Origin of the sequence: Streptomyces sp. NPDC050704 (assembly GCF_040654355.1) — a bacterium.
Lineage (GTDB): Bacteria > Actinomycetota > Actinomycetes > Streptomycetales > Streptomycetaceae > Streptomyces.
On the sequence record NZ_JBFAHW010000007.1, the window covers coordinates 19133 to 31720 of the forward strand.

Annotated in this window: 13 protein-coding genes; 8 read left to right on the top strand and 5 right to left on the bottom strand. The window is 70.5% G+C overall.

The genetic code is table 11. The features are described 5' to 3' along the window. Positions 1 to 155 precede the first annotated feature (155 nt). Entirely contained in the window at positions 156 to 2336 is a 2181-nt protein-coding gene (locus AB0I18_RS05315) for an MMPL family transporter (RefSeq protein WP_363104021.1), read from the bottom strand. A gap of 203 nt (positions 2337 to 2539) precedes the next feature. On the opposite strand from AB0I18_RS05315, the gene rpe reads away from it, so the two are divergent. From rpe to AB0I18_RS05335, 4 genes are all read left to right on the top strand, one after another. Continuing rightward, entirely contained in the window at positions 2540 to 3226 is a 687-nt protein-coding gene (gene rpe, locus AB0I18_RS05320) for a ribulose-phosphate 3-epimerase (protein WP_363104022.1), read from the top strand. A gap of 78 nt (positions 3227 to 3304) precedes the next feature. Continuing rightward, positions 3305 to 4348: a sugar-binding domain-containing protein gene (locus AB0I18_RS05325; protein ID WP_363104023.1), complete on the top strand. Its 1044-nt coding sequence runs from the start codon at positions 3305 to 3307 to the stop codon at positions 4346 to 4348. A 118-nt stretch (positions 4349 to 4466) separates the two neighbouring features. Then, positions 4467 to 4880: a ribonuclease domain-containing protein gene (locus tag AB0I18_RS05330; protein ID WP_363104024.1), complete on the top strand. Its 414-nt coding sequence runs from the start codon at positions 4467 to 4469 to the stop codon at positions 4878 to 4880. Then, a complete protein-coding gene (locus tag AB0I18_RS05335) occupies positions 4877 to 5200 on the top strand; it encodes a barstar family protein (RefSeq protein ID WP_363104025.1) in 324 nt (107 codons plus the stop codon). Before AB0I18_RS05330 ends, AB0I18_RS05335 begins: the two co-directional genes overlap by 4 nt. An 83-nt stretch (positions 5201 to 5283) precedes the next feature. Here the strand turns inward: AB0I18_RS05335 and AB0I18_RS05340 are convergent, their stop codons facing one another. The 3 genes from AB0I18_RS05340 to AB0I18_RS05350 all read right to left on the bottom strand — a co-directional run bounded on the left by AB0I18_RS05340 (position 5284) and on the right by AB0I18_RS05350 (position 7487). After that, positions 5284 to 5976 (bottom strand): NAD(P)-binding domain-containing protein, encoded by a 693-nt coding sequence (locus AB0I18_RS05340; RefSeq protein WP_363104026.1) that lies wholly within the window; start codon positions 5974 to 5976, stop codon positions 5284 to 5286. Between the two features lie 126 nt (positions 5977 to 6102). Then, positions 6103 to 6546 carry an SRPBCC domain-containing protein gene (locus AB0I18_RS05345; RefSeq protein WP_363104027.1) on the bottom strand — a complete coding sequence of 148 codons (444 nt, stop codon included), beginning with the start codon at positions 6544 to 6546 and terminating at the stop codon, positions 6103 to 6105. A 5-nt stretch (positions 6547 to 6551) separates the two neighbouring features. Continuing rightward, on the bottom strand, positions 6552 to 7487 hold the full coding sequence (locus tag AB0I18_RS05350) for an NADP-dependent oxidoreductase (protein WP_363104029.1): 936 nt from the start codon (positions 7485 to 7487) through the stop codon (positions 6552 to 6554). A gap of 141 nt (positions 7488 to 7628) precedes the next feature. Between AB0I18_RS05350 and AB0I18_RS05355 the strand changes: the two genes are divergently transcribed. From AB0I18_RS05355 to AB0I18_RS05365, 3 genes are all read left to right on the top strand, one after another. Further along, complete coding sequence (locus tag AB0I18_RS05355) at positions 7629 to 8456, top strand: LysR family transcriptional regulator (protein ID WP_363104030.1); 828 nt, start codon at positions 7629 to 7631, stop codon at positions 8454 to 8456. A gap of 392 nt (positions 8457 to 8848) precedes the next feature. Next, positions 8849 to 9319, top strand: coding sequence for a VOC family protein (locus AB0I18_RS05360; RefSeq protein WP_363104031.1), 471 nt, complete (start codon positions 8849 to 8851; stop codon positions 9317 to 9319). Positions 9320 to 9813: 494 nt separating this feature from the next. Next, on the top strand, positions 9814 to 10209 hold the full coding sequence (locus AB0I18_RS05365) for a MerR family transcriptional regulator (protein ID WP_363104032.1): 396 nt from the start codon (positions 9814 to 9816) through the stop codon (positions 10207 to 10209). A 198-nt stretch (positions 10210 to 10407) separates the two neighbouring features. Here AB0I18_RS05365 and AB0I18_RS05370 read toward each other — a convergent pair whose 3' ends face one another. Further along, positions 10408 to 11301, bottom strand: coding sequence for a helix-turn-helix transcriptional regulator (locus AB0I18_RS05370; protein ID WP_363104033.1), 894 nt, complete (start codon positions 11299 to 11301; stop codon positions 10408 to 10410). Between the two features lie 174 nt (positions 11302 to 11475). Between AB0I18_RS05370 and AB0I18_RS05375 the strand changes: the two genes are divergently transcribed. Next, a complete protein-coding gene (locus tag AB0I18_RS05375; RefSeq protein WP_363104034.1) occupies positions 11476 to 12498 on the top strand; it encodes a zinc-dependent alcohol dehydrogenase family protein in 1023 nt (340 codons plus the stop codon). Positions 12499 to 12588 lie beyond the last annotated feature (90 nt).

Sequence of the window (12588 nt, forward strand, 5' to 3'; positions counted from 1 at the left end):
GGTGCCGGCGGTTCGTTCTCCTGCGCCCCGGCCGGCGGTGCAGGGCTGCTCTTGGACTCACGTGCTGGCCTTCGTTCGGAAGTTCGTCGAGCTCCTCGCCCGGGAGTCGCCACGGCTTCCGAAAAGGTTGCCGTTCCTGCTGAAGGTTGCCGTTCCTACTCCGTCGGCCCGCCCGGCCGCGACGCCGTTTCCGGTTCCTCCGCGGCGGCCGTCGACTGTGCCCTGCCGCCGTCCTCGTGGGCCAGCCGGTGCGGCCACCACACCTTCGGACCCACGTCGAGGAACAGGGACGTCACGAGCACCGACCGCACGACGAACGTGTCGAGCAGTACGCCCAGGGCCACCGCGAAGCCGAGTTCGGCGAAGGCGACCATCGGGAGGGTGCCCAGGGCGGCGAAGGTGCCGGCGAGGACCAGGCCCGCCGAGGTGATGACCGCACCGGTCGCCGCCAAGCCCGTCACCACGCCCTTGCGCGTGCCCTGGCGGGCCGCCTCCTCGCGGATGCGGGTGGTCAGGAAGATGTTGTAGTCGATGCCCAGGGCCACCAGGAAGACGAAGACGAACAGCGGGAAGTCCGTCGACTCGCCCGCGTAGTCGAAGAGGTACCGGAACGCGAGCGCGCTGATGCCGAGCGCGGCGGCGAACGACAGCACCACCGTGCCGATCAGCAGCAGCGGGGCGATCAGGGCGCGGAGCAGGCCGCAGAGGATCAGCAGGACCGCGACGAGCACCAGCGGGATGATCAGGATGTTGTCGTGGGTCGTCGCCTTGTCCATGTCGAGCAGGGACGCGGTGCCGCCGCCCACCTGGGCGTCGGCGTCGGGGACGGCGTGCACGGCGTCCCGTACCCGCTCCACCGTCTGCTTCGCGGCCTCGCTGTCCGCGGGGGCGGTCATCGTGGCCTCGAAGAGGACCTTGCCCTCGAACTCGGGTTCGGTGTTCGGTGGCAGCCCCAGGGAGTCCGGTACGACGCCGGAGGTGGCCGCGACCGCCTGGCCGACCTCCTCGGCCCGGTCGCGGTCGCTGACGATGACGAGCGGATCGCCGCTGCCCGCGGGGAAGTAGCGCGCCGACACCTCCTGGCCGACGATCGAGTCCGGTTTGCCGGTGAAGGCGTCGGCGTTGCTGATGCCCTCCGCGCGCAGCTGGATCAGGCCAAGCGAGAGCAGCGCGAGTGCCGCCGCCGTGACGCCCCAGATCATGCGCGGGCGGCGGGCGAAACTTCGGCCCATGCGGGCCCAGGCGCCGCGCTCGGCCGGGTCGGCGGCGCCGACGTGCGGGATCACCGGCCAGAAGATCCAGCGGCCGAAGATCACCAGCAGGGCCGGGAAGAGGGTCACCATCGCGGCCAGCGCGACCGCGACGCCGATGGCGGCGACCGGGCCGAGGCCGCGCGTCGAGTTCATCTCGGCGGCGAGCAGCACCAGCATGCTCAGCACGACGGTCGCGCCGGACGCGAGCACCGCGGGGCCCGCCCGGTGCAGGGCCAGCGCCATCGCCTCGTGGCGGTCCTCGTGGCGGCGCAGCTCCTCCCGGTAGCGGGCGACCAGGAGCAGGGCGTAGTCCGTCCCCGCGCCGAAGACGAGGACCGTGAGGATGCCCGCGCTCTGGCCGTTGACGGTCAGGCCCGCGTGCTCCGCGAGGAAGTAGATCAGCGCCTGCGAGGTGAAGAGCGCGGCGACCACACCGAGCAGCGGGACCAGGAGCAGCGTCGGACTGCGGTAGGTGATCAGCAGCATCACGATGACGACGGCCATCGCGGACAGCAGCAGCGTGGAGTCGATGCCCTCGAAGGCCTCGGAGAAGTCCGCGGACGTACCGCCAGGACCGGTGATGTGCACGGCGAGCCCGTCCCCGCCGTCGCCCACCACGTCACGGATCGAGTCGACGGCGGGCGCGATCTCCTCCCAGCCGTTCTCGTCCATCGTGATGGGGACGAGGAGCTGGGCGGCACGCGGATCGCTGTCGCGGTCGAAGACCGGCTCGCGGGTCTCCGCGCCGCGGATGCCGTGCGCCCGCAGCTCCTTGATCTGCCGCGCGTCGTCGGCGATCCGCGCCCGCTCCTGTGCGGTCAGGCCGGCCTCGCGGGCGTACACGACGACCGCGGGGATCTGTTCCGGCCTGAAGTCCTCGGAGATCTGGAGGACCTGGGTGGACTCGGCGGAGCCCGGCAGCCAGGAGGCCGCGTCGTTGTCCTGGGCGTCGGTGAGTTTCTGGGCGAAGGGCGCGGTGAGGACGAGCAGCACCAGCCACAGTCCCACCACGAGCCACTTGGCCCGGCGTCCGCAGACCAGATGCGCGACGCCTCGTTTCGGCCGACTTCCTACGTCCGTCATGGCCACCCCCGCAGCCGTATCTGGACCCTGTGGGCGGCCCAGCATGGCACGGGCGAAGGCGCGCCGTAAGAGGCGCGGGGCCGTGCCGCGTGCGCCTGCGCCGTGCGGGTGGGACCGGCCACGAACGACCCGCGGGTTCCGTATCGCCCGAGCCGCGGGGAACCGGCGTTACAGCAGGGCTCGGCGCATGGCAGGCTTGGAGCATGGCCGCGCAGATCAACCCGAGCATCCTGTCCGCCGACTTCGCCCGCCTCGCCGAGGAGGCGAAGGCGGTGGAGGGGGCCGACTGGCTCCACGTCGATGTGATGGACAACCATTTCGTACCGAACCTCACGCTTGGTGTGCCGGTCGTAGAGTCCCTGGCGCGGGCGACGGACACGCCGCTGGACTGCCATCTGATGATCGAGGACGCCGATCGGTGGGCGCCCCAGTACGTAGAGGCGGGTGCCGGTTCCGTCACCTTCCATGTCGAGGCGGCCGCCGCGCCCGTGCGGCTCGCGCGGGAGATCCGGGCCAAGGGCGCCCGCGCCTCCATGGCGCTCAAGCCCGCGACCCCCATCGAGCCGTACGAGGATCTGCTCGGCGAACTCGACATGTTGCTGATCATGACCGTCGAGCCGGGCTTCGGAGGCCAGGCCTTCCTCGACATCATGCTCCCCAAGATTCGCCGCACCCGCGAGTTGATCAGCAAGCACGGCCTTGAACTGTGGCTTCAGGTCGACGGCGGTGTCTCGGCCGCCACCATCGAGCGCTGCGCCGAGGCGGGCGCCGATGTCTTCGTCGCCGGCTCGGCGGTCTACGGGGCGGCCGACCCCGCGCAGGCGGTACGTGCACTACGCACGCAGGCGGAGGGGGCGATGGCCCGGGCAAGCTGGGCGTGCGACCACTGAGCCAAGGGAACGTGAACGCCGCCCCTCAGGGCTGATCAAGTACGCCGGATCTGCAAGGATGAACGGCGAATCCAGAGTGTGAACAGCAGTGAGGAGAACGCCGTGTCGGGTATGTCGGCGGGCCGGTCAGCCATGCGGATGGGACCCGCTGAGCTGGTGCAGGCGGCGGCCATGGCCCGCCGCTTCTACCTAGAGGGCAAGTCCAAGATCCAGATCGCCGAGGAGTTCGGCGTCAGCCGCTTCAAGGTGGCCCGGGTCCTGGAAACCGCTCTCGAACGAGATCTCGTGAGGATCGAGATCCGTGTCCCCGCAGAGCTGGACGCGGAGCGCTCGGACGCGCTGCGCGCCCGCTACGGCCTGCGGCACGCCGTTGTCGTGGAGTCTCCGCCGGAGGCCGTGGAGTCGCCCGACCCGGAGAACCTCGGCGAGGTCGCCGCGGATCTGCTGGGCGAGCTGGTCGCCGAGGGCGATGTGCTCGGCCTGGCCTGGGGCCGCTCCACCATCCACATGGCGGCCGCCCTCGACCGGCTGCCGCCGTGCACGGTGGTGCAGCTGACGGGTGTCTACGACGCCGGGACGGCCGAGCGCGGCTCGGTCGAGGCCGTCCGCCGGGCCGCCCAGGTCTCGGGCGGGGACGCCCACCCCATCTACGCGCCGATGCTGCTGCCGGATGTGGCCACGGCGGCGGCGCTGCGCAACCAGACGGGCATCGCCCGCGCCTTCGAGTACTTCGACAAGGTGACGGTCGCCTGTGTGTCCATCGGTTCCTGGGAGGCGGGCATCTCCACGGTGCACGACATGCTCAGCGACGAGGAGCGCGCGCACTACGCGTCGCTCGGTGTCGCCGCCGAGATGTCCGCGCACCTCTTCGACGCCGAGGGCCGACGGGTCGGGCGGGACCTGGGAGAGCGGTGCATCACCGTCGAGGCCGACCGGCTGCGGCGTATCCCGGAGGTCGTCGCGATCGCCGGCGGGCAGCGCAAGGCGGCCGCCATCGACGCGGTGCTGCGGTCCGGTCTGGTCACCAGCCTGGTGACGGACACGGCGGCCGCGGACTATCTGATGACGGCTGGTCCGACGCCGCTTCCGGCCCTGAACCGGGCCGACCCCGACGGGCCGTGATCACCCGGAGGCTCCGAGGGGCCGTGATCCGCTGAGGGGCTTCGGCCCTTTGGCGGGACGGCCCCCTCGGAGGCTCGGCAACGCGCCGCGCGGGGACGGCTGTGGCAGCATCGGCGGCATGCTGCTCCGGTCCGTCCCCCGTCTGTTCGCGGGGCTGCTCGTCTGCCTCGCGGTCCTGCTGACCGGCTGTTCCGCTACGGATACGACGGCTACGACGGACCCGAGGGACACGAGGACGGACACCGGGACCGTCGGCATGAGGACGGTCGAGGAGTCGCGGCTTCCCGCCGAGGCCCGGCAGACCCTCGCTCTCATCGACACGGGCGGCCCCTTCCCGTACGCCAAGGACGGTGCCGTCTTCGGCAACTTCGAGCGCGAACTGGCCCGGCACCGGCGCGGCTACTACCACGAGTACACGGTACGGACGCCGGGCGAGCGGGACCGTGGAGCCAGGCGCATTGTCACCGGGCAGGGCGGCGAGGTCTACTACACCGATGATCACTACAAGTCGTTCAGGACGGTGTTGAGATGACCGAGGACGTGGCGGGCCGGCTCGCGGTCACGCTGGACCTCGACGGGGTCACGGACAAGACGGACTTCATGGAGCGGTGCGTACGCGCCCTGGAGCTGCCGGACTGGTTCGGCCGTAACTGGGACGCGCTCGCCGACAGCCTCGGCGATCCCTCCGTTTGGCCCGCGGCCGCCGTGGAGAAGGGGCTGCTGGTCGTCGTCACCGGCTGGCGGACGTACGCGAAGGCGCGGCCGGACGAGTGGGAGATCGCGCAGGACGTGTTCACCCAGGCCGTGGACCGGACATCGGCGCTCTCCGTGGTGTTGGCTCTCGGAGCCTGAGCTACGACGGTAGCGCGGCGCCTGAACGACCGGGCGGAACTCACGAGTCGTCGGCGGGTGCGGTCCTCAAGGGTGCATCGCCCTCAGGACCTGCTGCGTGCCTGCTCCAGGGCGGTACGAATCTCCTCGGCGCTGGCCGGCTTTCCCGGGTCGCGGGGCCAGGGCAGTCGGGGGTCCGACAGGTAGGGGAGGACCCAGGCGGGGCTGCCGTCCTGGACGCGCCGGCTCTCCGCCGTGGCGCCGGCGTCGACGGTGTCGTAGCCGAGCCGGTCGAGCAGAGCGGTGACGGACTCCTTGGCCGCGTCGTCGTCGCCGGTGATCGGGAGCGCGCTGCGGTCCGGGGACCCGGCGGGACGGGCGAGGGCGAGGAGGTGCTCGAAGTAGATGGTGCTGAATGTCTTGACCGCCCGAGCCCGGGGAACGTACCGCTGGAACAGCTCTCCTGCGGTCAGGCTGCCTGTCTCTGGTTCGGCGATGACGCCGTCCCGCCGGCGGTAGTAGTTGTTCGCGTCGATGACGGTCTTCCCGGCCAGCGCGTTCGCGGGCAGGTGGGGCACGGCGCTGAAGGGGACCGCGACGACCGTCCAGTCGCCGGCCGCGGCGGCTTCCGCCGGAGTGGCCGCACGCGCCCGGGGGCCGAGGTGGTCGGTGAGCGCGCGCAGGGTTTGGGGACCGCGCGAGTTGCTGAGCACCAGGTCGATCCCCGCGTCGACGGCCAGGCGAGCGACCGCGCCGCCGATGTTGCCACTGCCGATGATGCCGAGTGTGTCGTTCATTGCTTTCCTTGTGGTGAAGAAGTGCGTACTCGGGCGCCCCCGCGCCCGCAGACCGCACGGTCTGCGGGCGCGGGGGCGTGTTTCGGTGCGCGGACGGATGCGCGGTGTGTGGGCTGCGCCAGGTGGTCAGTGGCCGGATTCGAGTCGTTCCTTCAGAGCCTTGCCGTAGCGTGCGCCGCTCTCCTCCATTTTGGCTCGGTTGGGCTCCACGGCTTCCACGGCGGCTGGGCCGCTGAACTCCTCGGAATCCGTGACTCGCGTTCCGCCGTCATGGGGGTCGAGGAGGAAGGAATGTACTCCGGTGACGACGCCGGGGACGCCGCCCTCCCAGGCCAGCCGGCGCGGTGCCTCGTAGTGCAGGACCGTGAACTCGTACTCCCCGTCCATCTCGGATCCATTCGACAGACGGGCCCGCAGCTTGGTGCCGGGCCGGACTTCGGTGGGCACGTCGACGAAGCTCAGGTCGGGGTGCCACTGTGCGTATCCGGCGAAGTCGGTCAGGACCTTCCACACCTCCTCGGGGGAAGCGGCGATGTCTGTGACCGTGCTGATGACCGGGTTGTTCGTCATGTTTCTCAGGCCTCCGTACGGTTTTCGAGGACGATCTTGCCCCGGGCGTGGCCGCCGGCCAGCAGCTGCTGGGCCTGCGCCGCCCGGTCGAGGGGGAAGGTCCGGCCGACGTGCACGGTGAGCTTGCCCTGCTCGGCGAGCTCCACCAGCCGGGTCAGGTCGTCGCCGTCGAGGTGCAGGAAGACGTCGATGGTCCCGGGGTACTCGGCGGCGGACAGCGTGATGGAGGCGACCCGCGCCCCGAGGGCGGCGATCGCGTGCGTCGTGGACAGGGAGCCACGCCCCGCGGTGTCGAGAATGGCGTCGATCCCGTCCGGGGCGATCTCGCGCACCTGCTCGACGAGTTCGTCGCCGTAGCGCACCGGCGTCGCTCCCAGGGAGGCGATGAACGTCTGGCTGGTCTCGGAGCCGGTTCCGATCACCCTTGCGCCGCGCGCGGCGGCGATCTGCACGGCGAGGTGTCCCACGCCGCCCGCCGCCCCGTGCACCAGGACGGTGTCACCGGCGCTCACCTCCAGGCTGTGCACGATCGCCTGGTACGCGGTCAGTCCGGCGACCGGCAGTCCGGCGGCCTGGGCCCAGCTCAGGTTCCGCGGTTTGCGCACCAGTTGGCGCGGTTCGGCCGAGATCTTCTGCGCGTAGGTGCCGTAGTGCATGGCCTTGTCGCGGACGAAGCCGATCACCTCGTCGCCCGGCCGGAACCCCGTCGTCGCGGTTCCGGCCTGCTCGACGACCCCGGCCAGGTCCCACCCGGGGGTCACGGGGAAGAGGAAGTCCACGACGGGATCCGGGGCTCCGCTCTGGAATCCCAGGTCCGCCGGGTTGAGGGCGGCGGCCTCGATTCTCACCAGGACGAGATCGTTGAACATCTTCGGATCCGGAACATCGACGACTTCAAGGACCTCGGGTCCGCCGAATTTCTGATACTGAACGGCTCTCACAGCATTGCCTCTCGTATGGCGTGCGGGTCGGCACGGCGCAGGCACCTCATCCGGCCGAGGGGGCGGGGCGCACGACCAAGCTGACCAGGGCATCTACGGCGGAGCAATGACGGTCTGGGCAACGGGTAATACCCTGGAGGCATGAATCAGCTGGAGACCCGGGAACTGGTCTACTTCGTGGCCGTGGCCGAGACGCTGCACTTCGGCCAGGCCGCGGAGGGCCTGGGCATCACCCAGCCGCCGCTGTCCCGGGCCATCGCCCAGCTGGAGCGACGCGTGGGCGTCCCGCTGCTGGAACGCACCACCCGGCAGGTGCGGCTGACCGCCGCGGGTGAGGTGTTCCTGGCCGAGTGCCGCACCATCCTGGCGGCGCTGGACACCGCCGTACGCAAGACGCGTAAGGCCGCCGAGCATCGGGTCACCATCGCGGCACGGCCCGGCTCCGGCCCCGGCGTCCTGCCCGCCCTGCTCGCCGCCGCCGAGGGTGCGGATGGCGTGCACACGGACGTCGTGTTCACCTACGACGAGCTCGGCGCCCTGCGGGACGGCACCGCGGACGTCGCCCTCATGTGCCAGACGGTTGCCGTCCCCGGCCTCGAACTGATGGAGCTCGGCCCGGAAGAGCCGGTCGTCCTGCTCCCGGCGGGCCACCGCCTGGCCGAGCGCCCGTTTTTGTCCCTCACCGAGGTGGAGGCGCTGGCGGGCTACAAGGCGCACCTGCCCAACGAGGCATTGGACGTCATGGTCGACCGCGTCGCACTCGGCCGGCTCGTGGTCGTCGTCGGTGAGAGCGTCCGTGGCCGCTTCGGCGAATCCGTCCGGGCGGTGCCCGTCCACGGATACCCGGCCACCCAACTGGTGCTGGCCTGGCTCCCGGACGCCCGCCCGGCCGCCTCCCGCCTCACCGCGATCGCCCACGCCGTGCTGGCGGGACGCACGCCTGGACCGCCGGCGCCGGCCGAGCTCTGACCTCAGCGCAACTCGGCCGTAGGCGGACGGCGGTCGACACGACGCGCAGCGGGCGGCAGCGCCGGCCGGCGGCCTCTGCTTCACCCGCGCTCACGAGCCTCTTCGTAACCATTCGTACTCGACCGTTGCCGTCGCCGCAGGGGGGCGGACGGAGCGCCAGGGGCCGCCTGAGCGGTGGGCGGTCACTCACCCTGTCGACTTGCCGGCCGCCGCCTCGGCCTGTCTCCTCGCGGAAGTCTCACCTCGAATGACTTGCACCTGCCACTAGCGGCAGGTTCTACCGTGGCGGCCGAAGTCGCAGACCAGTGGCGTGAGTTGGCCGCCGACCGGTCTGCATCAGTGCCGCCGGACCAGCGCCCGCGGCGACCGCTCCCCGTCCACAGAGGAAAATCGTGAGCTTCAATCACATCTGCATCATCGTGAGTGATCTGGACCGATCGCTGCCCTTCTACCAAGACCTCCTGGGATTCAAGAACGTGATAGCGGAAAGCACCGAGCCCGGAATCTGGTTCGACTCCTCGACGCTCGACGACATTCTTGGCGTGAAGAACGCGGCGACCCGGATCGTGGTCGTCGCCGACGACGATGGCGCGGCGCTGGAACTGCAGCAGGCGGCCAACCCGCTCTCCACCAAGGCTCCGGACGAGTACCTGCGCTACGGCAAGACAGGCGTCAAGGAGCTGGCGATCGATGTGGCCGACATCGACGATCTCTTCCAGCGTGTCAAGGCCGCTGGTCACGAGCTTCAGACCGACTACATCTGGTCCCCGTACGCAGGAACCCGTTCTTTCCTGTTCTACGACCCCGACGGCGCGCTCATCCAGGCCATGGAAGTCTCGGAGGAGCGATTTCCGCGTAAGTGAGGCGATGCCCGACGCGCTCGCTCATTGAACCGCTCCGGGGCTGGTAGAAGCTGTGGTGCGTCCCGGGCCTGATGGAATCGCCTTGCTGGTTCCCGGCACTCGATGAGCTTCTTCGGGGTCAAGGCTTCGGCGTTGCTCGCGCGATGCCACGGTCGTGGCGATCCGTCAGCTCGGCGGGCCTCGGAGTGCGGCAGGCACGGTTTCAAGATCATGGAATTCCCCAGTGCCGTGATCCGAGTGGAAGACCGTGCCTGCCGGCGCGGCCGGCCGAGGTGCTGGACCCGCGGGATGATGCCCCGGGGTGCGTGCTGGAACAGGTCGGCGCCCAACCCGATCCGCTTCTGCCCAGGCGGGTCCTCAGCTGACCATCAGCAACTCAGCACGTTGTCTACCGGAGGAGACGAGAGGTTCGTGATGTCGTCATCAGCTACGCTGAACCTCACGCTGACGTCAGATGCAACTCTGGTATGACGCGCAAGAGGCAAGGAGCAGCCATGCGGATCGGAGAGGTCGCCGAACAGGCGGGAGTGAGCGTTCGGGCGCTGCGCTACTACGAAGAGCAGCGGCTGCTCGACTCCACGCGCACCAGCGGGGGACAGCGGCAGTACCCGGACGGCGCGGTCGAGCGGGTCAGGATGATCCAGACGCTGTACGCCGCCGGTCTGTCGAGCAGGCTCGTTCGCGAGGTCCTGCCTCGGTGCATGCATGAGGGCGAGGTGACCTACGAGTTCGTCGAGAGCATCATCACCGAACGGGCCCGCATCGACCGCCAGATCAACGACCTGACGCAAGTGCGCGCCCGCCTCGACGAGATCATCGCTGCGGCAACGGACCCCAATCATCCGGAGTACTGCCACCCGGTGCACTCCGGTCTCCCCAGTAACGCCTGAGGCGGTCTCACCGCGCTCAGGGCCGTACGCGCCGGCGCCTCGTCCGCTCCGTGCACCGTCCCGCCGCGGTCGGTGCAACCGGCAGCGGTCGGAGACCGGCCTCCGACCGGGCGACCCGTGTCACAGCCGTGCGGGCCGTCGTGACAGGCATGGCAGCAGGCGCCGCCCTCCACCGCCTGACCGACGCCTGCGATGAGATCAGCTACCTCGCTGGAGGCGGTCGGCAGGGGCGGCACCGTCCTGGGAGGCGGCCCAGGAGGCGAGGAGGCGCAGGGCTTCTTCGGAGGGTGAGCCGGGTTCGGCGGTGTAGATGAGGAGGGTGACGCCGGGTTCGTCGTCCACGGCCGAACCGTGCCAGGCCAGCGTGAGTTCACCGACGACCGGGTGGTGGAAGCGTTTGACGCCGGTGCCGTGACGGCGGACGTTGTGGGATCCCCAGCGGGTGCGGAAGGCGTCACTGCGGGTGGACAACTCACCCACCAGATCGTGGAGGTCCTTGTCGTGCGGGTTGCGGCCGGCCTCGGTGCGCAGCACGTCCACGGTCATGTCGGCGATGAGGTCCCAGTCCGGGTAGAAGCGGCGGGCCGCCGGGTCCAGGAACTGGAAGCGGGCCATGTTCGGCGGCGTCGTGCCGCTGTCGTAGAGGTCGGCGAAGAAGGCGCGGGCGAGTTGGTTGGCGGCCAGCAGGTCCAGGCGGCCGTTCGTCACGAACGCGGGCCCGGCGGTGACGGCGTCCAGGGCCCACTGCAGGCTCTTGGGCAGCGCCCGCTGCCGGCTGGAACGTGACCGGGGGCGGGCCAGTGTGTCGGAGCCTTCCTGGGCCTGGGCCAGGTGGAGCAGGTGCGCCCGTTCGACCTCGTCCAACTGGAGCGCCCGGGCGACCGATTCGAGCACCGCGGGGGAGGCACCGGTCAGGTTGCCGCGCTCCAGCTTGCCGTAGTAGTCGACGCTGACGTCGGCCAGCGTGGCGACCTCGCTCCTGCGCAGTCCGGGCACGCGGCGCCGGCTGCCGGCCGGCAGCCCTGCCCGCTCCGGGGTGATCTTGGCTCTGCGCGAGGTGAGGAACTCGCGGACTTCGTCACGGTTGTCCACACCTCTGACCGTACGCCGCCCGTCCGGCCGTAAGCGTGTACTGCCAGTACATGGATCAACAGCCACTGGTTGCCCGCGCGAAACGAGGGTTCCCTGGATGACGTGGCACTCAGCCAGCCAGCCAGCCCGGCCGTCCGACGCGGCCGGTCCCTCCGTACGCAAGGAGCAACCCCCATGCGCGGTGTCGTGATGCACGCCCCAGGTGACTTCCGGGTGGAGGAGCGCGAAGACCCGACGATCCTGAAGCCCACGGACGCGGTCATCCGCGTGGCGGCGGCCTGCGTGTGCGGCTCGGACCTGTGGCCCTACCGCGGGGCCGAGCCCTTCGAGGCACGCTCCCCGATCGGCCACGAGTACGTGGGCGTCGTGGAGGAGATCGGCAGCGCCGTCACCACAGTCAAGCCCGGTCAGTTCGTCGTCGGCGGCTTCTCCACTTCGGACAACACCTGCGCCAACTGCCGTGCCGGCTACCAGACCGCATGCGTCCAGCGCGAGTGGATGAACGAGATGGGCGCCCAGGCGGAGCGGCTGCGCATCCCGCTCGCCGACGGCACCCTCGTCGCCACCCCGGGCACCCCGGACGAGGACCTGATCCCGAGCCTGCTGACCGCTTCCGATGTGCTGGGCACCGGCTGGTTTGCCGCTGTCGCCGCCCAGGCCGGTCCCGGCAAAACGGTCGCCGTGGTCGGTGACGGCGCGGTCGGCCTGCTCGGCGTGCTGGCCGCCCGACAGCTCGGCGCCGAGCGGGTCATCGCCATGAGCCGGCACGCCTCCCGGCAGAAGCTGGCCCTGGAGTTCGGCGCGACCGACATCGTCACCGAGCGCGGAGACGAGGGCGTCGAGAAGATCAAGGAGCTGACCGGCGGCTTCGGCGCCCACTCGGTCATCGAGGCGGTCGGCACCCAGGAGTCGATGCTCCAGGCCATCCGCTCCACCCGCCCGGGTGGCCATGTCGGTTACGTCGGCGTCTCCCACGACGTCACCCTCGACGGCCAGGAGCTGTTCTTCTCCCACGCGCACCTGCACGGCGGCCCGGCCCCGGTCCGCCAGTTCCTGCCGCGGCTGATCGACCTGATCTGGACGAGGCAGATCGACCCGGGCAAGGTCTTCGACCTCACCCTCCCCCTCGACCAGGCCGCCGAGGCCTACCAGGCCATGGACGAACGCCGCGCCATCAAGGTCCTGCTCAAGCCCTGACCGGCCACCACGCCCCAGAGCATCCGCGGCCCCGGCAACGACCTGCGACGACCTCAGCCTCTCCGGGTGCCGCATCCCTTGCGAAAGGAC

What these genes read in the sequence shown, in the direction of transcription:
- AB0I18_RS05345 (WP_363104027.1), bottom strand. Translation starts at nt 6,546, where the DNA reads ATGACGAACAACCCGGTCATCAGCACGGTCACAGACATCGCCGCTTCC.
- AB0I18_RS05355 (WP_363104030.1), top strand. Translation starts at nt 7,629, where the DNA reads ATGAATCAGCTGGAGACCCGGGAACTGGTCTACTTCGTGGCCGTGGCC.
- AB0I18_RS05335 (WP_363104025.1), top strand. Translation starts at nt 4,877, where the DNA reads ATGACCGAGGACGTGGCGGGCCGGCTCGCGGTCACGCTGGACCTCGAC.
- AB0I18_RS05340 (WP_363104026.1), bottom strand. Translation starts at nt 5,976, where the DNA reads ATGAACGACACACTCGGCATCATCGGCAGTGGCAACATCGGCGGCGCG.
- rpe (WP_363104022.1), top strand. Translation starts at nt 2,540, where the DNA reads ATGGCCGCGCAGATCAACCCGAGCATCCTGTCCGCCGACTTCGCCCGC.
- AB0I18_RS05365 (WP_363104032.1), top strand. Translation starts at nt 9,814, where the DNA reads ATGCGGATCGGAGAGGTCGCCGAACAGGCGGGAGTGAGCGTTCGGGCG.
- AB0I18_RS05375 (WP_363104034.1), top strand. Translation starts at nt 11,476, where the DNA reads ATGCGCGGTGTCGTGATGCACGCCCCAGGTGACTTCCGGGTGGAGGAG.
- AB0I18_RS05315 (WP_363104021.1), bottom strand. Translation starts at nt 2,336, where the DNA reads ATGACGGACGTAGGAAGTCGGCCGAAACGAGGCGTCGCGCATCTGGTC.
- AB0I18_RS05330 (WP_363104024.1), top strand. Translation starts at nt 4,467, where the DNA reads ATGCTGCTCCGGTCCGTCCCCCGTCTGTTCGCGGGGCTGCTCGTCTGC.